This is a genomic window from Brumicola blandensis (assembly GCF_031846165.1).
In the GTDB taxonomy this organism is placed as follows: Bacteria; Pseudomonadota; Gammaproteobacteria; order Enterobacterales; family Alteromonadaceae; genus Glaciecola; species Glaciecola blandensis.
In genome coordinates this window covers 109,514-133,699 of record NZ_JAVRIE010000003.1, presented here as the reverse complement: position 1 = coordinate 133,699, position 24,186 = coordinate 109,514, and the positions used below count along the sequence as shown (strand labels likewise).

Here is a 24,186-nt window from a genome sequence, read left to right as displayed (position 1 = left end):
AACTCACTTTCTAAATTTACATTATTATCTAATTCAGTCGTTCACTTGGACTTGAAACTGGTTTGTACACCAAAACACTTAACAATAACGTAAGAAGCATAACTCCTCCTGCTGAATATGTGCTTAAGTTTAATAATAAAAGGCAAACGATACTTATAGTTCTACTATTTTGCTCAGAGCTTTTCCCCAATATCTCACGAAAACATAAATAACTTAAACCTAAATATACACTCAATCCAAAGGAGTGTGTAATGTATATCCATGAATCGTGAAGTCTAAAAAAAAGTTTATTCTTCAATTCTTCCTCAGAAAAAGCACTATCACTAATATCAACAAAATCTAATAATCCTAAATAGTCTCTATATCCGACACCAATGCCGTTACCGAACAGTAATGAGAAAATATTTTGATTAGCTATAATTTTGTGCTCAGCTGTTCGAATTGGGTCCAGTTCTTGCAGCAGGCTAAGAAAACTTTCACCATTTAATAAATAGTAAAATATATTTAAGACTCTGAATTGAGCAAATAGGTCACTTGGTATTAAAAACACTGCGACAGAAACGAAAAATCCAACTTTGAGCCAACCAGAAGCTTTGTGCATAGTAATTAAAACAATACAAATCAAATAAAAAACAAAAATCATTCTGGTTTGGAAATTTACTAATACAAAAATAGTTGGTATCAATAAAAAAAGAAATATCACCACTCTTTTGCGAATTAGAGCAATCAAAGAGGCCATTACAGCGAGAATTTTCATGGGAGAGTAAGAAAGATAATCACCTCCAAAATAGTTATAGAAAAGCATTATATTTATAAGCTCGGATAATAACATTGCAAGACTGACATAAAATATGAAATCTGTTAATTTCTCAAACTCCATATCTTTAAGCGAACTATATCTAGTTACCAACGCGATAAATGAAAGGATGAAAATAAGGTCCCTAATAAATACGTTTAATGAAATATATTCAATGTTCCCAATACTTATAAATATTATAAACGTAAACCATGCAGCCCATAAGAGGAAGGCTAAAGGGTTTATCACTTTAAACAACAAGCTAACAAGAAAAGCTAGATAGATACAGTACTTAAGAATAGCAAACGTATTAGTATATGCTACTTCGGATTTATCTATCATAAGAATTAAGCTTAATATTAATAAATAAAACTGATAATTAGACTGAAGTCGACACAACAGAATTAGCGTTAATGGAATAATGCTCAGGTTTGCAGTTATCTCAGAAAAATAAAAACGTTGGCAACTGAAAAATACAAGAATGCCTGCAAAAAAATAAAAATTCTTATCAATACACTTATAGTTTGATGTCAATTTTCTTTACCTTCATGACAACGTAAGCACTTTGAAGCAAAGCATGCAAACCTTGGATACACAAAACCGCAACACAAAATGTAATGGCATCAAAATAGTCGATGTAAATAAACGAAATTATTAAAAATAATACAAACATAGATATATTTATATTCAAAGTTTTACGGCCTAGACCATGAGTAATCACAAAAATGTCTGTCAAGCGAATTATAGATACTGGTATTATGGAAAAAATAAGAATTTTCAAATACTCACTAACGCCTATCCAGTTTTCACCAAATACATATAAAATAAAAATATCACCGACCACAAACGTTGTAGCTATTACAAAGATTAATGGAACTGTAAAGAAAACTAAGTAGTTATAAACAACTTTTTTGTTACTGTGAGTCCGGCTATGATTTTCAAAAATTTCTTGTCGAAAATGCTTGTCTATTTGTTTCTGTATAATAAAAAATAAATTAACAATACTTAATCCGATTGATGCTTTAGCAAACTCCTCCAAGCCGAAATGGCTTTCGATAACCCAGCGATTGAAGTGCCCATATGTAGCCTGCAAAATACCAATCAAGAATACTGGAAGGTATAAAAGAACATAGGTTTTTAATAATACGAAACCGCAAAATCTATAACTGCGCTTTATATCAAATCTTCGAATTAAAATGAGTTGGCAAAGGAAGCTTAAGAAAGTTGAAAGCATCAAAGAAACAAAAATATATTCTGGGATATCTTTTAAATCGTGCATTACTAATAAAAATAGAAAACTTAGAAATACTGCTCGTTCAAATAATAGCAGGGTCGCATATATATGGTTTTTTCTATGAAACTCAAATACTGGTGAGATATATAGTAGCGGGATTAAAAAATAAAAAAGACCACTCAATTTATTCCAATCGAAAACTGTTTCAATGAGAATTAAAACTGTCATTAGAACTATAGCCAGAAATAACCTTATTAGTAATAAGTTATATGTTAAAACTTCGATGTGAATATTAAATTTTCTTGCAAAGTGCGTTGAACACTGTTCGGCAACAAGATCGATAGAAAGCAAGAAAAAAATACTGATTGAAACTAAATACAAATATTTACCTACAACTAAAGGCTCAAAATTTCTACTTATCACGACCAGTATTAAATAGCTCACTAGCGCTGCCAACAAACTAATAGCACTGCTGCTGAAAATCCTTTTCATAACCTAATCTGCAAAAACTAGAGACAAGCTGCTTTCAACAGCATCAACATTAAAGTACTCGCTAGACTTTTTAGCAAGGTAACCTTTCATTTCAACTACTTTGTTTTCCTCCAAAGCATCAAGTAGACTTAGCATGTTTCCACTTTCGTAAAACAAACAAATTGGTTGTTCAAATAATTCCGATAATTCTATGTAGGGTTCAATTTTTTTACTTATCCATGGAACAGCTAATGCAAAAGAATCGCACAAATTCCCACTCAACTTGCCTTCAAAATTTTCATCGTGTCCCATAAATGCGAAAGAAAAGGAAGAATAGAGTTCATCATATTCTTTGGGTGTTAACCATTTATTTATTACAACGACATTTTTACGAGATAAAATTTCGTTCGGAATATCCGAAGTTTTACAATTAACTATAAAATAGTTGTGGGTCATTTTTTTGTCTGCAAGGATTAAACCTAAGAAATCACCGACCGGCTTCTCGAGTTTATCTGGGCCCATAAACCCAACGTTCAGAGAAGTTATTACGCTATCGTTTCTATTTGGGGATAGAGAAGAGCGAGGAATACATAGGTGATGCCTCTTAATAATTGCAGGCAATTTAAACTTCTTTTCAACTAAAGATTTCTCAAATGTGGAATGCGTTACTATTAGCTTAACTTTCCTTCTACAAATTTTATAAAACAAGCTGAGTAGTGTGCCATATTTTTTTACACGTCTTTTACCGAAATTATTCGTAGCAATGAGTGTAAACGTTGACTCTTTAAAAAAATAAACTAGATAGGCAGCCAAAAGTAGCTTTTCAGAAAAGCCACAAAAGTAAATATCATTTTCTATTTTTTTGTTTAATGAGAGTAGATACTTTAAACAGCTCAAAAATGAATTTGGGTTCAGCTCTGCATTGTCTTCAAATTTGATCTGAGTTGTTTGATTCTTAGCGAAACAGTCCCTTACATGTTTTGACGTAATATACCTGGACTTTATTCTATTTTTTTCTAAAAATTGAATAAAAAACTGATCATCTATATTGGGATGACCAGCCTTTTCATCTCCAGAGAAGGGAGAAATAAGCAGTATTCTTTTTTTCATTAAAACACTTTTTGCATTTTATAGAATGTATCGTCTTCTTTAATAACAACAAAACCAAAAGATTCATATAACCGAATGGCGCTTGGGTTATTGATATCTACAGTCAAAGAAACAACAGAAATATTTTGTCGAACAGCAGTAGCGAGAAGTAATTTTAGCATTGTTGAACCAAAAGATTGATTCCTATAACCGGAATGAACGCAGACCCCGAGCCATGTATCAGCCCCCTCAGACTCGAGATGTCCATATGCTACAGCTTTCCCGTGTAAATTAAATAAAAAGTTAGCATCATGGTCAGCCACGATTGACAATTCTCGACTATCAAAGTATCTGAAAGATTCATCCGTGCTCCTAACATTCTCTACCAGCTCACCCAATAAGCTCATATATTCGCTAGAGGAAGGCTCCATCACAGAATACTTTGTATTATTTTTTACTATTTCAATAAATATTTGGCACGTCCGCTCAATTTCAGTCATTGTCAGATCTGAACCACATGGAAAAACAATAATATCGTCAGATAAACACTTGGAGTTTTTGTATGAACTCTCATCGTTTAGGTAATTCAACTTATCTGTAGAGTAAAAACCTGGGCGTGTTGCAATTCCTGAAACTTGCATTAGGTCCATTATATCATCTCTACTAATGGTGAGCATATGTGGAAAAAGCTGAAATCCAATAGCCCAGAGCTGTATCCCATCACCTATACAATGTTGCAATTGACCAAACTTTAATTCCCCCAGCATAGAAGTATATTTTTTCTGCCTAGCAATTTGATATTCAAGTATATCTGTTCGTTTTTCAAGTTGTCCCAAAGCAATCGCAGAATGAATATTTGACAGTCTATAGTTATTTCCGGCTAATTGGTTCATGTACGGCCTAGGGGCTCCTACTAACCCATGGCTTCGAAGTTGAGTAATTCGTTCATTGAGATCCTCTCTATAGCTTATTAGGAGACCTCCCTCACCACATGTAATCGTTTTCGCAGCATGCATACTGAAGGTTGCGATATCAGAAAATTGGCCCAATAACTTACCACTGCACATACTAAACCAAGCTTCAGCACAATCCTCTAAAAGCCATAAGCTTTTTTCTTTACACCACTTAGATATTTTTTCTATATCATGACATCCACCATAATTATGTACTAAAAGCACTCCTTTGATAGATTTATCGTATACTTTTTGTATATTTCCCAAGCTCTGATTCCATGAACTGAGCTCAACGTCACAATAAACAGGCACTGCTCCTAGTTGAAGCAAAACATTGCCCGCTGCTTGAAAACAAAACGAAGGAACTATAACTCTATCTCCGGGCGTAACTGATAATGCCTGCAGTGCTAGTTGTAGCGCGGCTGTTCCGTTACTGACCGCAAACGCTTTGCCTCGGTATACAGATTCGACTTCTTTTTCAAATTTTGACACAAAGTCCCCACCAGATATCCAGCGAGAATCCAATGCTTCTTTGGCGTACTCTAGCTCATTTCCAAAATACTTAATGTTGGCCCAAGAAATACTATTACTTTTCATTTGGTTCATTCTCCATGGCATTGACCATCGATGCAATTTTTGCTTCATTGAGGTCCGTTTCCATCATCTCTTCAACCATTTCTTTAAACTTAATCTTCGGAGTCCAGCCTAATAAATCTTTAGCCAGTTTAGGGTTACCTAACAATGTCTCAACTTCAGTTGGTCTATAGTACTTTTTATCGACAGCAACAATACATCGACCATTTTGATCATATCCCTTTTCTTCTTCTGCAGTTCCTCTCCATTCAATTTCCAAATCTATGAACTTAGCTGCAATCTCTACAAACTCGCGAACGCTATATTGCTCACCAGTAGCTATAACAAAATCCTGAGGACTATCCTGTTGCAGCATAAGCCACTGCATTTCAACATAATCTTTCGCATGACCCCAATCTCGTTTAGCATCCATATTGCCAAGCAGAAGCCTTTTTTGAAGTCCATACTTAATGCGAGCTAAAGCTCTAGTTATTTTTCTGGTCACAAAAGTTTCGCCCCGCCTGGGGCTTTCATGATTAAACAGTATTCCGTTACACCCAAAAATACCGTATGCCTCTCTATAATTTATCGTAATCCAGTATGAATACATTTTTGCTACAGCATAAGGGCTTCTTGGATAGAAAGGTGTTTTCTCCGTTTGCGGAATTTCTTGCACTAGACCATATAGTTCACTCGTTGAAGCTTGATAAAACTTACATTTTTTCTCTAAGTTTTGAAGTCTTATTGCTTCCAATATACGCAGTGTACCAAGTGCATCAGAGTTAGCTGTATATTCTGGCTCTTCAAAACTAACTGCGACATGAGACTGAGCCGCTAAATTATATATTTCATCTGGCTGCACCTCAGCCACAATTCTCTGAATACTTGAGCTGTCCGTTAAATCACCATGATGCAAGAATAAATTGGTTGCCTCTTGACTAGGGTCTTTATAGAGGTGGTCGATACGAGCTGTATTGAATAGTGAACTGCGTCTGCGCATTCCATGGACTTCATATCCCTTTTCAAGTAAAAATTCAGCCAAGTAACTTCCGTCTTGGCCTGTAATACCAGTAATAAGTGCTTTTTTCATTTTTCTACCATCATATTAAATTATAAATTAGAGTAGTGCTCGAATTTGACACTAATGAGTTTATATCACTCTGAAAAGAGGAGTGCTTAGTAACACAAATTATCAAATCATACTCTTGTGAAGGACGTAAATCAGTAGTTTGAAAAGGGTCGAAAACTGCTGGCTGCAGACCCAAATCATTGAGAGATTTGAGAACGTCAAAAGCTTTTGAATTCCTCAAATCTTCGCAGTTTGGCTTGAATGCAAGACCATAGAATAGAATTTTAGATTCTGAAAGTGATATCTTATTTCTAATTGCGAACTTTAAAAGTTTTGATATTACGTATTCAATGTGGTTTTCATTTATCAGCCTTGCTGACTCTATCAGCTCTGGGTTTAATCCAACCTCTTTTGCTTTGTGGATTAAGTAATAGGGATCTACGCCTATACAATGCCCTCCGACCAATCCCGGTCTGACGTTCATAAAGTTCCATTTTGTGCTTGCTGCATCGACCACTTCATTGATATCTATTTGTAATTTATCAAAAATCTTGTGTAGCTCATTCATCAATGCAATATTGACATCCCTCTGAATATTTTCAATAACCTTTGAAGCCTCAGCTACAGCGATAGAAGATGCCATATGAGTTCCAGCTTTAACTATTTTCCCATACAAATCCGAAAGTAAAGAGCTTGTTTCTTTATCAGAGCCAGCAACGACCTTTATAATTTTATCCAAAGTGCGGGTTTTGTCTCCCGGGTTAACTCTCTCTGGTGAATAGCCGACAGAAAAATCCTTTCCAAAAACTAAGGACGATTTCCTCTCTAATAAAGGTACGCAGATTGATTCAGTTGCTCCTGGGTAAACTGTTGATTCGTACACGACGATATCTCCAGGATTTAGAATAGAACCAATGTAATTAGAGGCTGAAATCAAAGGAGAAAAGTCAGGCACCTTATCTCGCGAAACAGGTGTTGGAACGGTAACAATGTAAACCCTTTTATTTGTTCCGTTAGTGAGATTGGAACGAAAATCAATACTGGATAGAAAAGAGTGCTCTTCCACTGTTAAAATTTGTGCACTATCAACGCCTCGTCTAAATTCATCTATCTTTTTTTGTGATGTATCATAACCAATTACAACCATATCGCTCTTTGCAAAATGGGTTGCAAGAGGTAATCCAACATAACCGAGTCCGACAATAACTATTTCTAGTTTTTTAAAATCTGGATAAAAATTCATAAGATCCCTAATTTTTTAATAATTTTTTTTTGTAAATTGGAGAAATAAGAGCTTTTAATATTATTATAATTGTCGAAACTAATAACCCTATAAGTAAGCTCAATATCACTATAAACGGCCTCTTCGGTCCTACTTTGACTTCTGGCATGCTTGGCGGATCAATAGTTTGTAGAATATATTCATCTCTAATTTCTGCGAACATTAGTTTCTTTGTTTGCTCTTGTATCATTTCGTAGAGTAATGCCTTATTTTCAGTAATATTTGTTTTCTCGACTTGGTTCTTCAGATAAGTAATGCTGTCATTAGACTCACTCTTCTCAATATTCTTAATCGTTGTATTTAGTTCCTCTATAATTTGAACTAACCATTGCTGCGCAATCTTGGGAGAGTAAAACTGGAGGGAAGCGTTAATTATTCCTGACTCCGAGTCATGACTGAATATGAACATCTTTGAAAATCTTTCAGCTGCTTCCTGATATGTCGGCGTTTGACTTTTAGGAAACTTATAATGTCTAATCCAGCTGTCAGATGCTTTGTCGTAAACCTCATCATCGTATATCGGCACATTATTCGTTACATCCCACCCCTTGACCGCCATCACATGAACCAAAATGTCTTTTTCCTTTATAAATTCTCCTAAGAATTTACGAGACTTGATAGTTTCAAGAGCAACCGATACCTTATCCACTGAACTGCCGCCACTAAGGTTTATTCCAGCTAAGGAAGCAATACCGCCGAATTGACTATTTAATCTATTCAACTGACTATCGCTATCACTTTGCACAGGGATCAGAACGGCTTTAGACTCGTATACGTTATGCAACCCCAATGCATATAAGATACCTAAACCAGTCCCGCAAGCTAGACAGATTAAAACCAAAAAGCGATTAGCCCAATAGGACCTCAACAAAAATTGGATATTAAAGCTATCGCTATAAATTGGTTTGTTAGACTCATATGTCATATTAGTAGAAGAATTAGATAACATCTATAAACTCCCTATTGCTGCTAAAGCAACAGCGGTTTGATATAGAATTTGCGTAGCCCCTTGCCACAGTGAAATATTGTCATAATTAGTGACGTCGCGTGGCACAACAATGGTATCTCCGGGCTCTAATAAGTTTTTGTCCGATTGAGTGAACCAAAAATTTGATTTCGGGACTTTGATAGAACCATTGGCCTTGACAATGTATATTTTGGACTGGTCTCCATACTCTCGTATTCCACCAGCTAATTGAATGTAATCATTCACATCTAAATCTGGATCATACATATTGGTCGTCGCCACAAAGACCTCGCCTATTACAGATATGGCAGGAGTAATATTCGGAATGACTAACACATCCCCATTTTTCACTTTAATATCAGCTGACGTATTACCTTTTACTATCGCTGGTATGTCAATTACCATTCGGCCAGCTGGCTCTACGCTGCTCAGATCATTTAGAACTGTCATAGCGTTTTGGTAGTCTATTGTTTTGGAGAATTGACTATTGCTTAAATTATTATTCGCTAATTGTTGACGTAAGTTCTCCACAGTTTTGTTGATATTGTCACGCTCTCTTTGTTTCAGCTCTTCTCGGCTAAAAACGGCGGCTAGCGGACTAGCATTAACGGTTAATCCTCCAGCGCGAGCAATAACACTAGAAAGTGTTTCACCTTCTGCTATTTGGTATCGACCAGGAAAAATAAACTCCCCTCTTAATTCAACTATATTTTCTTCGTACCATTGAGGAATACGTACAACATTCAAGACATCCTTAGACTGAATTTGCAGTTGTTCGCTTCTTGGCGCTTCCAATTCAGAAAGCAGATTGACCTTTTGGTGTTTGATATTATAGAGCCCATCAGTAAAGTCTACCCTAGAGAGCTCTGCCGCACCTAAATACGCCGATTCAGTAAGCCCTCCAGCAGCAGTAACTAATTCTTTCAACGTGTAATTTTTAGTAATTGGGTAAATTCCAGGATGCTTAACTTGACCTGTAATTTCTGCTAACTGTAAAGAAGACTTGCTACTCGCCTCGTTTTCCAATCTAGCAATTAGCGGCGCTAATAAGATTTGTCGGGAAAATCTTGATGAATCTGAACGTTCAAAAACACTTGTGGTGAACCTGTCAGATTCTATTCCTGTTACAAAATCACTATTGTGTTCTATCGAGCCAACTTTTTCCGTTCTTAAATCCTGATTGGGTGCTGGTTCAGTAGTAACTTTTGTGCTAGCTGTTTCTTTATTGAACATTAAGATTTCATCAAAAGCTTCAAGGTCAATATTAAATGAACCATTTAAGACTTCCGCTGGCTTAAATTGAATAATCTGAGTTTGCTCATCTAGTCGCCCCTTCCGGACTAGCAAGCCATACGTTAAATCAGTGTTAGATAATATAGTTCTTTCTGTAATTAGATTATTGAGGCTTAGTCCATCTTCAGCGATGATTGAAGGCAAATTAATGGCGCCACTGACACTTACAGCGTTAGTAAATTCTTGACGTGCGGAAGGAACGCGCAAAAAATCGCCATTTCTTAATTTATGACTCATTGATGCGCTATTATCACTTGAAACATTCAGAATAGTCAGGCCAGAGTTGTACGAATTGTTTATTAGCTGCAGGGAATTCTTGTCTGCCTTGGGTAAAAAACCTCCCGCAAAGGTTAACAAATCAGTAACAGTCTCACCTTGCTCCATTTCATAAATTGCAGGCCTTCTAACCTCCCCATCTACCGAAACGACAGTTTTGGCAGTTGGAACAAAAAGTACGTCGCCTTGCTCAAGTCTAATATCTTTAGATGTGTCACCGAATACAATCAAGTCGTATAAATCAAAACTTGAAACTGTGATACCTTTACGTTTCAACTCTATATTTCTTAGTGAACCAATTTCATTCACGCCACCGCTGTTTATCAATGCTGTTGTAATTGTCGATAGTCCATTTACAACTAATGGCCCAGGCCGATAGACCTCGCCAACTAGGAAAATCTGAATAGTTCGTAATTGGCCCATAGAGATAAACGGCGAAACTCCAATTTTTTGTTGCTCATATTTTTGTATAACTAGCTCTTTCAACTGATTGAAACTTGTTCCGGCCACATTCAGTGGTCCTAGTTCAGGTATATCAATATTACCTTCGTTGTTTACTTTCAATTCAAAGTCACCTGATTCTTTGCCAAATAATTGAAGTTGGACTGAATCGCCGGGCCCGATGATATAGTTGGATGGTACTGGCATATATTCGCTTGGTATTGCTGGCGTTTTTCTATTCCCAAATGTGTCGTAACCGAAGGCTCTAAGCTTAACCGATTCGCTCTCAACATTACTTTGCTCTGCTAACTTTGAAGATACTTGTTTCTCGTCTATATCTCTCTCTACAAAATCAATCAGATCAGTCCGATCACCGCTGATTTCTGAATTATTAACAGTTTCTAATATCGATAGATCAAACCCCATTTGGCGAGCCAATTGCTCCTGCTGGGCTTTTGGCAAGTTTCGAAACTGCTCAATTTGTTGTTGAGATGGCACAAATCCTTGGGCTTTGGTCAAAAAAGACGCCATTGATACGAGAGCAATTAGAAACGTCCTCAGAAATAACTTTGACAAACAATTTTTCCCTATGAACAAATCAGTTAACACAATTCAATTCCTCATACATTAAGCTATTTATGCTTTAATATTCTTATTTCATTGACATTTTGTAGCATTTAGAACGTTTCATGCCTTCAGCAAAATGTGGTCTAAAGTTACATCGCGAATTCGATTAACAACAGTTAAGGTCGAGTTTCCATGCACTTAACAATTCCTTACAGGCCTAAACACCTCATTTCTCAACTTCTCTGGTAAGGACATCTCAAAGAATTACTGGCTTCCAGTTGAAAGGCCTTCAACTATTTTGAAACAAGCTGTGCCATCACCATATGGGTTATGAGCAAAACTCATTGCCCTGTAGGCCGCCTCATCATTCAATAGTAACTCCAATTCAGAACAAATCTTATCAGAATCTGTGCCAACCAACTTAACCGTACCGGCTGAGACAGCTTCAGGCCTTTCGGTCGTATCACGCATAACTAAAACAGGTTTACCAAGCGACGGAGCCTCCTCTTGAATACCACCAGAATCAGTCAAAATAATAGTTGCCCTATCCATCAAATAAACGAACTCCAAATACTGTTGTGGCTCGATCAATTTGATGTTTTTTATCTCCGACAATAAACGGTTGACTGGTTCTTGTACTGCTGGATTCAAATGTACCGGATAAAGGATTTCAACATCAGCATTCTTTAGCGCTGTCGTGGCTAACGCTTGACAAATGTTCTCAAAACCCTGACCAAAGTTTTCTCTTCTGTGGCCGGTAACTAAAATTAATTTTTTGCTCGAATCTAAAAATGCAAACTTTTCTTTCATTTTTGACAGTGTTGAAAGGTCTGATTTCAACTTATCACGCACCATTAATAATGCATCAATGACGGTGTTACCTGTAATAGTAATTGACGATTCAGGATAGTTTTCTTTTAGCAGATTCTCAGCCGACTCTTTTGTTGGGGCAAAGTGATAAGTGGTTATTGCTCCCGTAAGCTTTCGATTTGCCTCTTCAGGCCAAGGAGAATAAATATTCCCAGTTCTAAGTCCTGCCTCAACGTGACCAACGGCAATTTGCTCATAATATGCCGCAAGACTTGTCGCAAAGGTTGTCGCTGTATCGCCATGCACCAACACTACATCTGGTTGGAATTCATTTAACACAGATTTCATTTGTAACAAAATTTTAGATGTTACATCGTTCAATGTTTGCTTATGTTTCATCAGGTCCAGATCATAATCTGGCGTAATCTCGAACAACTCTAGAACTTGATCTAACATCTCTCTATGTTGAGCAGTCACGCAAACCTTTGATTCAAATCTAGGATCGGATTCAAGTTTTTTTACCAAGGGCGCCATTTTAATGGCTTCTGGGCGAGTACCGAATACACAAAGGACTTTTTTCATTAAAAACTAGCTTCCAAAATTCCTGCAACCTTGCAGATTTTTCCATTGGGGCGAGATCCTACTTAAAACCACACGAATTGTCACACCTATTCGTAAACTTTTGGCCCTTTTTCGAATGATTACGTATTCAAGGCCATTTTTTAACAAACTTGCAACTCTTGTGACTATCACTGCATAATGCGGGCGAACAAATAAAAATAACAACAATAGTTATCAAGGAACAAAAATGACGATAGAAAGAGAAAATGACACACGTTTTGTGGGTCATCCTATGGGTCTGCTTACGTTAGCTGGTACTGAAATGTGGGAACGCATGAGTTACTACGGCATGCGTGCACTGCTAGTCCTGTTCATGGTGTTGGCTTTGGAAGAAGGTGGCTTGGGCTTAACAGTCGCAACAGCTTCTGCAATTTATGGTCTATATACCGGTGCAGTTTATTTCTTTGGATTGCCTGGCGGTTGGATAGCTGACCGATTAATCGGTGGTCAAAAAGCAGTTTTTTATGGCGGAATAATCATCATGATCGGCCATATTATTCTTGCAATCCCTTCTGAATCTACATTTTTTATCGGATTAATTTTTGTAGTCTTAGGTACAGGGCTTTTAAAGCCAAACATTGGTGCTATGGTTGGTCAATTATACTCACCAACAGATTCTCGCCGAGATAGTGCATACACAATCTATTATATGGGTATTAATATTGGCTCATTGATTGGTTACGGTGTGTGCGGTTACTTACAAGTAAACATGGGCTATCACTGGGCATTTGGTGCTGCAGCGGTTGGTATGGGTCTCGGTTTGATTCAATACAAATTGACACTCAATAACATCGAAGGTGTATCTGATAAACCTGTCGTTCCCCTCACCCCACAAGCAGAAAAGAAAGCTTATACTGCAATTGTTGGCTTCATTATCGGTTTGGCTGTATTAACAGTGCTAATTTACACAAACGTTATTGGTTTCGATCCTGTTGTTGTCGCAAAACAAGTCGCCGTGGCAATCACAACAATATTTTTAGTTTATTTTGCGTACATCTATTTTGGCGGTAATCTTAACGCTGATGAGAAGAAGCGCATGGGAGCACTATTCCTAATCTGTTTAGCATCAACGTGTTTCTGGGCTGGTTTTGAACAAGCAGGTTCGTCGCTGAATTTATTCGGTCAAGATTATACGCAACGCATGATTGGCGATTTCGAAATTCCACCTGCATGGTTCCAGTCCGCGAACTCAATCTTCATCATTATACTGTCACCATTTTTTGCATATATGTGGATGGCACTCGGTAAGAGAATGATCGAGCCAAGTTATAGTGTGAAGTGTGCTGTTGGTTTAATCATCATGGCATCTGGCTTCATCGTCATGTTCTTTGCTGCACAGCTTGCTGCAAGCGGCCTGAAAGTAGCTCCTTACTGGTTGGTGGCAACATACTTCCTTCATACTGTGGGTGAATTATGGTTAAGCCCAGTCGCTTTAAGTGCTGTGAGCAAGTTATCTCCGAAGCGTTTTGCAGGTCAAATGATGGGCGTGTTCGTTCTAACCTACTCAATGGGAAGTATCATCGCTGGTATCTTTGCTGGTAAATTCGACCCAGAACAAGTTGACCAAATGCCTGGTTTGTACTTACAAATCACTTACTTCAGTGTGGCAATCGGCATTGTATTGCTGTTATTGTCGCTGAAAACAGGCAAATGGGAGAAGTTGGCCGAGAAAGAAGAAGCCAGCTAACACTTTCGAACAAAACTAAAAGCTAACAAGAATTAAAAAGCAGTGTTTAACGACACTGCTTTTTTTGTGCCTAAAACATACAATTAATCAGGTGTCTGATGTATCCTTACTGGTATTCAAAGTAAGAACAACGATCTTATTTCAATAAAAGCGCTATAAAAGTACTTTTACCAAGCATTGTTTCTGAAGGTACATCCATTGAAAATCTATACATCCACAAAAAACATTCCAAAACTTGAAGGAAAGCCTCTAACTGAGAGGATGGCCTTGTTAGAAGACGCAGCTAAAAAAATGAGCGTACCGGAAAAAACACTCTTAAACGTATTAAAACTATGCGTACTGATCCCTGTGTTTATCTTTCTATTGCGTATATCGACTGACTGGACTTCCATGGTCTGGGCGGCGCTAATCTTGCTTCTATATCCAATACTCGTGAAACCTATTCAATATTCTATTAGTGCCAAATATTTACAGTAGCGCATTTGTCACATTTATCAGATAATATAAAGATTCAATCGTTAATCAGGGAGCAAAATATGAAATCAATCTTAGTCACCGGCGGCACAGGGTATATTGGCAGTCACACAGTACTCCAATTACTAGACGCTAACTTCGAGGTGATTATCCTTGATAACTTTTCAAACTCTTCTGACGAAAGTTTAAAGCGAGTGGAAAAGCTGACTGGAAAGCAGGCGAAGCTTTATGAAGGCGATATCAGAGATTCCGACTTGCTGAATACAATTTTCACCTCGCACAAAATTGATGGAGTTATCCACTTCGCGGGTTTGAAGGCGGTAGGTGAGTCTGTAGAAAAGCCACTGATGTATTACGAGAACAATGTTTACGGCACATTAAATCTATGTAAAGCGATGGCTGAGCATGGCGTTAAGAACATTGTATTTAGCTCATCTGCAACTGTTTACGGTGACCCTGTTGTGTTGCCTTTGAACGAAAACTTGCCCACAGGAACGCCTACTAACCCATATGGGCAATCAAAGTTAATGGTCGAGCTTATGCTCAAAGATTTATACAAAGCTGATAGCGAATGGAATATCGTATTGCTACGCTACTTCAATCCGGCTGGCGCCCACCCAAGTGGATTAATTGGTGAAGATCCAAATGGTATCCCAAACAATCTTATGCCATTCATCACCCAAGTTGCGACAGGAAAGCGCGAGTTCTTAAGCGTATTTGGGGACGACTACGATACACCTGATGGCACAGGCGTGCGCGATTACATCCATGTTGATGACCTAGCGAATGGACATTTGAAAGCCCTTAATAAGCTTTCAGATAAAGCGGGTTTAGTGACATACAACTTGGGCACAGGACAAGGTTATAGTGTCTTAGAAATGGTCACTAATTTCGAGAAAGCTTCTGGCCAAAAGGTCCCTTACAAAATCACCCCTCGTCGTAGTGGCGACGTAGCTGCGTGTTACGCAGATCCTAAACTAGCCGCTGAAGAATTAGGCTGGACAGCCAACAAAGGCTTAAAAGAAATGTGCGAAGACAGCTGGCGCTGGCAGTCGACCAACCCCAACGGTTATAAATAGCAAAAAAGGGGTCAGAGTTAATTTAAAAAGGGGTCAGAGTTAATTTCTTAGTGCTCGCAGTTTGAGTAGGCCTTTGCCAATAGAAACCTTCAAACGGCAAGGATGCCGTTTGGGAGCGGGCAGGATGCCGAAAAGCGCGTTTCTATTGGTAAAGGACTTCTCAGACTTGGAAGAGCACTGCGAAATTAACTCTGACCCCTTTTTAAATTAACTCTGACCCCCTTTTTCTTACATGTCTTTTAGGAGGTCTTCGAAGTTCGAGAAATCGTCCTCTTCTTCTTGTAATTCTTCTTCGGTTTTAGCTTTGACTTTGCCGTCTTTCACTTGGAATTCCAAGCGTTGGAAGTAAGCGTCTCTGACGAATAAGTACTGATCTAATGAACGATTCAAGGTTTCTTCTTGGTCCAGCAACGAAGCTCTGGTTTCAAGGACCTTTACTACATTTGATGCAATAACATAGGGGTCTTCGATCACTGTCATTGGCCAATAAACATTGTCAACAATATCACCGGTGAAGCTTCTAAAGTCACTTGGGCCCAAGGCTGGCAACATCAAATAGGGACCTGTGCCAACACCCCATACGCCAAGTACTTGCCCAAAATCTTCTTCTTTGCGCTCTAAACCCAACTCTGAGGCGACATCAAAAATACCGACGATACCCACGGTGCTATTCACCAAGAAACGCCCTACACTCACCAGAGAGTCATTGCCTTTGCCTTGCAGTAAGTTGTTCACAGCACTCGCAGGTTCACTTAAGTTTTCGGACGCATTTAATAGACCGGTGCGCACAAACTGAGGTGTCACATAAATATAGCCCTTGGTTAGAGGCTTCACTAAAAAGCGATCAAGAATTTCATAGTTGAAGTCCCAAACAACCCTGTTAACCGGCTCAAAAGGATCGCTAACGCCACCTTCGTCTTGCACTTCAACTGCGCCTGCTTGCGCTTCAGTTGGCATTGGTTCATCGGCTTCTGATACTGCGGCACTGCTTGCACACCCGCCCAAAATAATTGCGAAGCCTAAGGCCAATACTTTTAATGAATTTGTCACTGAACTTCCTCGTTAATGGTTAATTGAATCGACCTTAATTCGTCGATGACTGGCAGGTTACTCAAAGAACCTTGTAGCTCGCCAGAGCTTGTCATCACATCCTCGTCCTTGGATATACGGGCAGTTATAGTGACTTGTTCAGCATTTTTCAATGAAAAATTTGTAATCATTGCATCTGCTGTCGTTAAATCTACGCTGATTGGAAAGCTAGGCAATCGCAGTCGTTTAACCGCTAGAGGCATTCTAGCGCCAGAATTTGCATCCTGAGCGAAAACAATTAAAAAACCATCATCAGGAAGCTTGGCTTTTAATGCGTCTGCAATAGATACCTCGACTCTGAACCCTCTTTGAACATCTAACTGGCTATCAGCAGATTCAGCGGCCTGAACTCCTTGTGGTGCACCATTCAAGGCTAGTAGAGTTTCAGGGGCCCCCATCTTTCTCAGCTGCTCCACTAAGGAAACGTAGAGGGTACTGTTAGCCGATAATTGGTTTTTAATTAAAGCGAAATTCTCAAATGCGGTGTCTGCATCATTTAATTGCGCGGCTATCACAGTGAGCAGCAATCGATAATCCCTATTTTGAGGGTCAACTTGCGTTAGATAAACAACCTGCCTAAGCGCATTTTGTAAGTTCTCTTCTTCACCCATCATCATGAGCGCTTGCGCATATTTCATCCGCATAGCTTGGTCATCTGGCGTTAGCGCCAAGGCTTTATCGAATGCTTGAGAGGCTTCTTCGCCTTGACCCAAGGTCATTCTGAGTCTACCTAACCATTGCCAACCATTCACATCGCTTGGGTCTTTGCGTAATTGCTGGCGGATAACTAATGCATACTTGTTAAACTCTTCCGCCGCCACGTCGTTTGCTTGCTGCACCAAAATACGTTGGCTAAGTGCCTCTATATTGTTGGTAGCATCGACTAAATCCTTCAAACCCGACAACTGATTAGCATCGTAATAAGTCCATGCACCGATTAACAATGCGGGAACTGCACCTATAATTAAGGGGATTTTCGCCGAACGTGCTGCGATTGTGGTCTTTTCTGCTTCTTCTTGCTGAGCTTGTTGAAACGCTGATTCTTCGGCTAAGGCTAGTTTCATCTCATCAATGGCAGTTTGCATTTCATCTACATCAATTAGACCCTCTTTGGCCTCTCGTTGAATTTCTTCGATACGTTGTTTAATGACGTTCGCATTGGATATTTCAAAGCGACGCTTGGCATTTCTATCCTTAAACCACGGGTAGGCAACAAAGCCCAGTGCGATTACAGCGAATAAAAAAGAATATAAATAGAAACTACTCACTATTCATCCTTTAGAAGTTTGTCAGCAGCATCAAGTTTCGCTGCGATATCTTGTTGAGGCACTTCCGTCTTACGACGATAAATAAACACGCCCATCATCACGAAGGCGAAAATCACAGGCAAAGCCCAAAGCCATACTGTCACTGGTGTAACTGGCGGTTGGTAATATACAAAGTCGCCATAACGCTCTTTCATAAAGTCGATAACGTCTTGCTTAGAATTACCCTCTTTCAACAGGTTGTATACTTTGCGACGCATATCATGAGCAATCATCGCATCAGAATCAGCAATATTCTGGTTCTGACACATAGGACACCGCAAGACCGCGGTAAGCTCTAAGAAGGTTTTACGGTCTTTAGGGTCTTCAAAGGCATAATTTTCATCGTAATCTTTTACGTGAGAGACACCAGTGGAGGAAGCCGTATTATTGCCATTGTCTTCTTGAGCGCTAGCAGGAAGGCATAAGGCTAAGAAGCAAAAAGCAGCAAAAAGCGCCGAAAATGACTTAAAAGTGGATATTTTCATCTAACTCCCCACTTCATCAGTATTTTTAGGGATCAACTCACCCATCTCAGTGAGTACCGGTACGAATTTGTTTCGCCAAACTCTATCGTTAATATCACCAAGGTGATGAACACGGATCACACCTTCTTTATCAACTAAAAAAGTTTCAGGCGCGCCGGTCACACCGAGGTCGAGTGATGTGTCTCTATAAACATCGAAAATATTGAATGCGTAAGGGTCACCATACTTTGACAAGGTAGTGAGTACTTCAGAACGCACGCGCTGGATTGTCTTAGTACCAAAGTCAGGGTCGAGGTCTTGATCATAATACAAGCCAACGACCCGGTATCCTTGGTCTTTCAAATCTTCTAAATAAGGCAGCTCAATTGCACATGTTGTGCACCATACACCCCAAACATTTATCAAGGTTACCTGTTCTGCAAAGATGTCATTATTATAAGTAATAGTTTCATCCATCAGATCAGGTAGTTGAAAGGTAGGAAAGGTTTTCGCTAAGGCTTCTGATTCTCGTTCTCGCGGGTCTGAGTATAAACCTTGAAACAAGAAAATGGTCAGTCCTAAAAATAATGCCAAAGGCAATAGAAACCAGACAATACGTTTCATTAACTAGGCTCCTTAATTTCTTTCGTCATGACTGGTGAAGCGTCATCACCTGAACTAGCTTTGTTTTGTTTAGCGCCTGACACCATACTTTTCCACTTCGCCATCTTTTTGATCCGATACCGCTTGTCTGACATGGAGAAAATGCCACCAATACACATAATGAATGACCCGCCCCAAATCCAAACCACAAAAGGTTTATAATAGAGTCTCACTGCCCAACCGTTGTTCGATAGGGGTTCTCCGAGCGCGACAAACAAGTCTCGGGTAAAGGTGGTATGAATACCTGCTTCAGTCATTGAGGTGCGCTGAACCGGATAAAAGCGCTTTTCTGGTTCTAAGTGATTAACAAACTCACCGTTTTTGTACACATCAAAAATGCCGCGGTCAGCCGTATAGTTCGGTCCCTCGACTTGTTCGACACCTGTAAATTTGACCGTATAATCGGCAATTTCAACGGTATCTCCGGCGTTCATGCGTACATCTCGCTCAAGCTCGTAATTACTAACCAACGTAATACCGATAAGTGTAACGGCAAAACCTACGTGCCCCAACACCATACCCCAATGACTTGGCGTTAACTTTCGTAGTGATTGAAAAAGAGACTCATCCTTCGTAGTGGAAGCAACGCGTTGTCTCACTTCTAGTACCACTGCAATTAGGATCCAAAAACTTAAGACCATCCCTAACATACCCATATAGGTGGGTTCGTCGTAGTTAAAGTTAATCAGGACACCTGCTGATAAACCAAGCAGCAGTGCGATTAAAAGTTGATTCTTCAAGGCGCTTGCACTTTGTTTCTTCCAGCGAGAGAGTGGACCAACGGCCATGAACATAACAAACGGTACAATTAATAGGGTAAACATTTGATTAAAGAATGGCGCACCTATTGAGATAGTGCCCATACCCAATTCTTTGTGAACAAGCGGTAGAAGCGTTCCTAGAAGAACGACGATAGTCGCTGCAACTAGCAACACGTTATTGCCCATTAGCATCATTTCTCGTGAGAAAACTTCATAACGACCAACGCTTTTGAGCTGCGAAGCTCGAATGGCGTAAAGCAATAAGGAGCCACCGATCACAATGACTAATAAGCCTAGGATAAATAAACCTCTAGACGGGTCGCTTGCAAAAGAATGCACAGATACCAGTACACCTGAACGAACCAAAAATGTACCGAGTAGACTTAAGGAGAAAGCAGCAATCGCGAGTAGTACAGTCCAAGACTTGAAGACTTTACGTTTTTCGGTCACCGCTAAACTATGCATTAACGCAGTACCTACTAACCAAGGCATGAACGATGCATTTTCTACCGGATCCCAGAACCACCAGCCACCCCAGCCAAGTTCATAATATGCCCACCAGCTACCCAGTGCGATACCGATCGTCAGGAAACTCCATGCAGCAATCGTCCATGGACGAGACCAGCGCGCCCAAGTCGAATCAAGTTGCCCGCCAATTAGCGCCGCAATAGCAAAGGCAAATGCGACAGAGAAACCAACATATCCCATATAAAGCATCGGTGGATGAATGATCATGCCAAAGTCTTGTAACAGTGGATTCAAGTCACGACCGTCAACCGGGAAGAACGGTAATAAACTATCGAATGGATTTGATGTCAGTAACATGAACAAATAGAAACCAATACTGACCATACCCAGCACGGATAGAACGCGAGCTATCATGGCCTGAGGTATGCCTTTAGAAAACAACGCAACAGCGACGGTCCATACTGCAAAAATCAAACACCAAAGTAAAAACGAGCCTTCATGCCCGCCCCAAACGGCCGTTATTTTGTAGTACCAAGGCAGAGCGCTGTTAGAGTTTTGCGCAACATACTGCACACTAAAATCATCTACGTAAAAAGAATAGGTTAGGCAAATGTATGCAAAAGCCGTGAATAAGAATAAGGCGAAAGATAAAGGCCGCCCCATTCTCATCATTGTTTGGTTATGGATTTGCGCGCCCCATAAAGGATAGACCGCTAATAATATAGAAAGAACAAGCGCAATGATGAGTGATATATTACCTAACTCTGGGATCATTAGTACCCTGCCTCCTCAGGCTTTACGTGTTTAATGCCTTTAAGCTGTTCTGCAAGCTCTGGAGGCATGTACTCTTCGTCATGTTTAGCTAAGACTTCATGTGCAACAATAAGGTTTTCCTTTTCAAGTATCCCAGTTGCCACAATGCCTTGGCCTTCACGGAATAAGTCAGGCAGGCTGCCATTGAATTGCACTGTTACTTTCGGGCCGGTATCCATTAGATCAAAACTCACAGCCAGCGTTTCCTCATCTCGAGAAACTGAGCCTGGCACGACAAGACCACCGATACGTAAGCGCTGACCCACGACAGGTTTTTGTCCGGTTTTTGTTTTACCTTCAACAATTTCAGTGGGTGTGTAGAAAACATCAATTGAATCCTGCAATGCATACAGCATGAAACCAATAGATGCGACAAGCAAAACACCGATAGAAGAAACAGCAAATAAACGTTGTTTACGCCTTGGGTTCATTATTCATCCTCATTTTCAATAGATTTTATTCTGCGTTTTTCTCGCATTTTATCTTTCCGTGCCGCACGAGCAGCCAGAATACGTTCCGCTCTCGCTCTTTCCTTTTCTACGCCCTGCTTAATCTTTTTGCTCATAAACAAACTGTGAAATAGTATTGCCGCCATGCAAATGAAGGTGAGACCAAAAGACATCCATACAAAAAAGGCATAGCCTCCCATATCAAAAAACGCAGTCATGTTTTCAAATTTGAAGTCCATTATCGGCCTCCTCGTGGTTTATCACTGTCACCTAATATTTTATCGCCTCTTCTGACCTTTTCAGGACGGATGACACCAAACATCTTGGCTACCCACGGACGATGCATGTCTCTTAAAATAATTTCATTTTTCATTCGAATCAGCGTTACCCACCCAATAAAAGCGGCGAAGCCTAAGATACAAATGAGAAGAGGCCATAACATTGGCTCTGCAATCGATGGCTTACCAATTTTGGTGATACTGGCCCCTTGGTGCAGTGTATTCCACCACTCTACCGAGAAATGAATAATGGGAATATTGATTACGCCAACCATTGCCATTACACCCGCCGCTTTGCCAGCTTGTTGCTTGTCTTCAAAAGCAGCATATAGCGAAATAACACCAAGATAGAGGAACAGCAGAATAAGCTGGGAGGTTAAACGAGCATCCCATATCCACCACGTGCCCCACATTGGCTTTCCCCAGAAAGAACCGGTAAACAGGGATATGAATGTCATCACCGCACCAACTGGCGCAATGGCAACCATGAACATAAAAGCGGTGCGCCATTGCCATACCACGCCAATTAATGCGCCAATCGCCATTGCGACATAAGCCCCCATTGCAAGAATGGCACTAGGCACGTGAATATAGATAATACGAAAAGAGTCACCTTGCTGATAGTCTGACGGTGCGAAGCCCAAGCCCCAAATAATACCCACAACCAAACTCACCACTGCAACGATGGCGAACCAAGGAAGTAAAATACTGCAAAGCCAATAAGCTTTTTCTGGTTTAGCGAACGAATTAATCCATTTCCACATTAATTTTGACTCACTCTTAAAGAATACGCGACTGCCATTGGAGACAAGGCCACGGAAATCAGCAGCAATGATGCGATAGTAGCAAGTTGCTGATGATAAGGTAATAGCATTGAAGCCGATTCAATTGCCGAAGTGGCAAAAATCAACAACGGTATAAATATCGGAATTAACAACAAGGCGAGTAACACACCGCCTTTTTGCAAGCCAACGGTAAGCGCAACACCGATTGCGCCCACGAAACTAATGAGAGGCGTGCCAAGTAAAAGCGTCAGCATTAAGGCAACATACATGTCCATTGTTAGGTTTAAAAACAAGGCTAACAGGGGCGAAATTAGAAAGAGCGGAACAATGTGCATCAACCAATGCGCTAGTATTTTCACTACAACGATCAAATACAAAGGCGTAGGCGACAAAATGTATTGTTCTAGGGTGCCGTCGGCGTAATCATCGCGAAACATTCGTTCCATGCCCAATAGCAAAGACAAAATGGCGGCAACCCAAATGATTCCGCCACCAATGCGTTGCAGAGTATCCGGACTGGGACCGACAGCCAGTGGAAACAAAGTGATCACCAAAATGAAAAACATCAAGGGCTGCATCAACTCTGCTAATTGGCGATAAGCCAAGGAGATGTCTTTTTTAAAGATTGCGATTAAGGCTGACCCTACCATTGGTATTCCAAATGCATATTCGTCATGGGGTAATCGATATTCAGACTCTGGTGTGAGGTCATTAAAACGGCCCCACCTGACTTTAGGAACGCCGTTATTTTGTCTTCCAACATAGCAATAAAATTGACATCCAGTGCTGTAAAAGGTTCATCGAGCACCCAAAGGTTTGCGTAACTTTTTAACCATAGCTTGGCGAGCGCCACCCTGCGTTGCTGTCCAGCCGATAAGTTTTTTAACGCGATATCTTCTAAGCCAGTTAAGCCGAGTTCGTCTAAGGTCGACGTGATCGCGTTTATATTCGTTTCAATATTTTGTTGGTGGCACCACGACTGAAGGTTCTCGACCGGGCTCATCAATTGATTCAAACCGAGTTTATGACCGAAATACAATAACTGCTCGCTCGCACCATTTATGTCTTTGTGAACGTCGATAGTATTGATTTTTACGTATGTTTTCTGATTCTTTAGAGATGTTTCGTGTTCATCATCATTAAGGTCGTTTGGGTCAAACTCATTGTCGACGTCATCGAAGGTATTTTTGCTAGGCATACCGAGCCCAACGAGGATCCTTAAAAGGCTCGTTTTGCCCGCGCCATTCTCTCCAGTCAGGTAAACAAGTTCACCGGGAGAAACAGATAAATGAAGGCCTGAAAACAATGCGCGGTCGCTTTTTTCACACGAAATGTTGTGTGCTAATAAAACTGACAAAAATAAACACTCGTTTCTACATGATAATCAACGGGATAGTAGCACAATATTTGCCGTATTTGCGCCTTTA

The 24,186-nt window shown here is 39.8% G+C and carries 22 protein-coding genes; 3 read left to right on the top strand and 19 right to left on the bottom strand.

Annotated features, from left to right (window positions below):
- Positions 1–28: 28 nt before the first annotated feature.
- From RM544_RS09075 to wecB, 9 genes are all read right to left on the bottom strand, one after another.
- The gene (locus RM544_RS09075) at positions 29–1,330 is read right to left on the bottom strand and encodes a hypothetical protein (protein ID WP_311361471.1); all 1,302 of its coding nucleotides are present in this window, start codon (positions 1,328–1,330) and stop codon (positions 29–31) included.
- Entirely contained in the window at positions 1,314–2,522 is a 1,209-nt protein-coding gene (locus RM544_RS09070) for a lipopolysaccharide biosynthesis protein (RefSeq protein ID WP_311361470.1), read from the bottom strand. Before RM544_RS09070 ends, RM544_RS09075 begins: the two co-directional genes overlap by 17 nt.
- 3 nt (positions 2,523–2,525) lie before the next feature.
- Positions 2,526–3,611 (bottom strand): hypothetical protein, encoded by a 1,086-nt coding sequence (locus RM544_RS09065; RefSeq protein ID WP_311361469.1) that lies wholly within the window; start codon positions 3,609–3,611, stop codon positions 2,526–2,528.
- Positions 3,611–5,140, bottom strand: a complete 1,530-nt coding sequence (locus RM544_RS09060) for a GNAT family N-acetyltransferase (RefSeq protein WP_311361468.1) — start codon at positions 5,138–5,140, stop codon at positions 3,611–3,613. The genes RM544_RS09065 and RM544_RS09060 overlap by 1 nt, the downstream gene beginning before the upstream one ends.
- Positions 5,130–6,206 carry a GDP-mannose 4,6-dehydratase gene (gmd, locus tag RM544_RS09055; protein WP_311361467.1) on the bottom strand — a complete coding sequence of 359 codons (1,077 nt, stop codon included), beginning with the start codon at positions 6,204–6,206 and terminating at the stop codon, positions 5,130–5,132. The genes RM544_RS09060 and gmd overlap by 11 nt, the downstream gene beginning before the upstream one ends.
- Positions 6,207–6,216: 10 nt before the next feature.
- A complete protein-coding gene (locus RM544_RS09050) occupies positions 6,217–7,428 on the bottom strand; it encodes a nucleotide sugar dehydrogenase (protein ID WP_311361466.1) in 1,212 nt (403 codons plus the stop codon).
- A 7-nt stretch (positions 7,429–7,435) separates the two neighbouring features.
- The gene (locus RM544_RS09045) at positions 7,436–8,416 is read right to left on the bottom strand and encodes a Wzz/FepE/Etk N-terminal domain-containing protein (RefSeq protein WP_311361465.1); all 981 of its coding nucleotides are present in this window, start codon (positions 8,414–8,416) and stop codon (positions 7,436–7,438) included.
- Positions 8,417–10,963, bottom strand: coding sequence for an SLBB domain-containing protein (locus RM544_RS09040; protein WP_311361464.1), 2,547 nt, complete (start codon positions 10,961–10,963; stop codon positions 8,417–8,419).
- Between the two features lie 312 nt (positions 10,964–11,275).
- Positions 11,276–12,403 (bottom strand): non-hydrolyzing UDP-N-acetylglucosamine 2-epimerase, encoded by a 1,128-nt coding sequence (gene wecB / locus RM544_RS09035; RefSeq protein WP_311361463.1) that lies wholly within the window; start codon positions 12,401–12,403, stop codon positions 11,276–11,278.
- A gap of 226 nt (positions 12,404–12,629) precedes the next feature.
- On the opposite strand from wecB, the gene RM544_RS09030 reads away from it, so the two are divergent.
- The 3 genes from RM544_RS09030 to galE all read left to right on the top strand — a co-directional run bounded on the left by RM544_RS09030 (position 12,630) and on the right by galE (position 15,682).
- Positions 12,630–14,129, top strand: a complete 1,500-nt coding sequence (locus tag RM544_RS09030; protein WP_311361462.1) for a peptide MFS transporter — start codon at positions 12,630–12,632, stop codon at positions 14,127–14,129.
- Between the two features lie 198 nt (positions 14,130–14,327).
- On the top strand, positions 14,328–14,606 hold the full coding sequence (locus tag RM544_RS09025; RefSeq protein WP_311361461.1) for a DUF6170 family protein: 279 nt from the start codon (positions 14,328–14,330) through the stop codon (positions 14,604–14,606).
- 59 nt (positions 14,607–14,665) lie between these two features.
- A complete protein-coding gene (gene galE / locus RM544_RS09020) occupies positions 14,666–15,682 on the top strand; it encodes a UDP-glucose 4-epimerase GalE (protein ID WP_311361460.1) in 1,017 nt (338 codons plus the stop codon).
- A gap of 228 nt (positions 15,683–15,910) precedes the next feature.
- On the opposite strand, the gene RM544_RS09015 is transcribed toward galE, so the two are convergent.
- Genes RM544_RS09015 through RM544_RS08970 form a run of 10 tightly spaced genes read right to left on the bottom strand, consistent with a single transcriptional unit; the run spans position 15,911 to position 24,116 of the window.
- A complete protein-coding gene (locus RM544_RS09015) occupies positions 15,911–16,732 on the bottom strand; it encodes an MlaA family lipoprotein (protein ID WP_311361459.1) in 822 nt (273 codons plus the stop codon).
- Positions 16,729–18,039, bottom strand: a complete 1,311-nt coding sequence (ccmI, locus tag RM544_RS09010; RefSeq protein ID WP_311361458.1) for a c-type cytochrome biogenesis protein CcmI — start codon at positions 18,037–18,039, stop codon at positions 16,729–16,731. The genes RM544_RS09015 and ccmI overlap by 4 nt, the downstream gene beginning before the upstream one ends.
- Positions 18,039–18,563 carry a cytochrome c-type biogenesis protein gene (locus RM544_RS09005; RefSeq protein ID WP_311361457.1) on the bottom strand — a complete coding sequence of 175 codons (525 nt, stop codon included), beginning with the start codon at positions 18,561–18,563 and terminating at the stop codon, positions 18,039–18,041. The genes ccmI and RM544_RS09005 overlap by 1 nt, the downstream gene beginning before the upstream one ends.
- Positions 18,564–19,166 carry a redoxin family protein gene (locus RM544_RS09000; protein WP_311361456.1) on the bottom strand — a complete coding sequence of 201 codons (603 nt, stop codon included), beginning with the start codon at positions 19,164–19,166 and terminating at the stop codon, positions 18,564–18,566.
- Positions 19,166–21,208 (bottom strand): heme lyase CcmF/NrfE family subunit, encoded by a 2,043-nt coding sequence (locus RM544_RS08995; protein ID WP_311361455.1) that lies wholly within the window; start codon positions 21,206–21,208, stop codon positions 19,166–19,168. Before RM544_RS08995 ends, RM544_RS09000 begins: the two co-directional genes overlap by 1 nt.
- The gene (gene ccmE, locus RM544_RS08990; protein ID WP_311361454.1) at positions 21,208–21,678 is read right to left on the bottom strand and encodes a cytochrome c maturation protein CcmE; all 471 of its coding nucleotides are present in this window, start codon (positions 21,676–21,678) and stop codon (positions 21,208–21,210) included. The genes RM544_RS08995 and ccmE overlap by 1 nt, the downstream gene beginning before the upstream one ends.
- Positions 21,678–21,935, bottom strand: a complete 258-nt coding sequence (gene ccmD, locus RM544_RS08985; protein ID WP_311361453.1) for a heme exporter protein CcmD — start codon at positions 21,933–21,935, stop codon at positions 21,678–21,680. The genes ccmE and ccmD overlap by 1 nt, the downstream gene beginning before the upstream one ends.
- Positions 21,935–22,738, bottom strand: a complete 804-nt coding sequence (locus RM544_RS08980) for a heme ABC transporter permease (RefSeq protein ID WP_311361452.1) — start codon at positions 22,736–22,738, stop codon at positions 21,935–21,937. The genes ccmD and RM544_RS08980 overlap by 1 nt, the downstream gene beginning before the upstream one ends.
- Positions 22,738–23,409: a heme exporter protein CcmB gene (gene ccmB, locus RM544_RS08975; RefSeq protein ID WP_311361451.1), complete on the bottom strand. Its 672-nt coding sequence runs from the start codon at positions 23,407–23,409 to the stop codon at positions 22,738–22,740. The genes RM544_RS08980 and ccmB overlap by 1 nt, the downstream gene beginning before the upstream one ends.
- The gene (locus tag RM544_RS08970) at positions 23,403–24,116 is read right to left on the bottom strand and encodes an ABC transporter ATP-binding protein (protein ID WP_311361450.1); all 714 of its coding nucleotides are present in this window, start codon (positions 24,114–24,116) and stop codon (positions 23,403–23,405) included. Before RM544_RS08970 ends, ccmB begins: the two co-directional genes overlap by 7 nt.
- Positions 24,117–24,186 lie beyond the last annotated feature (70 nt).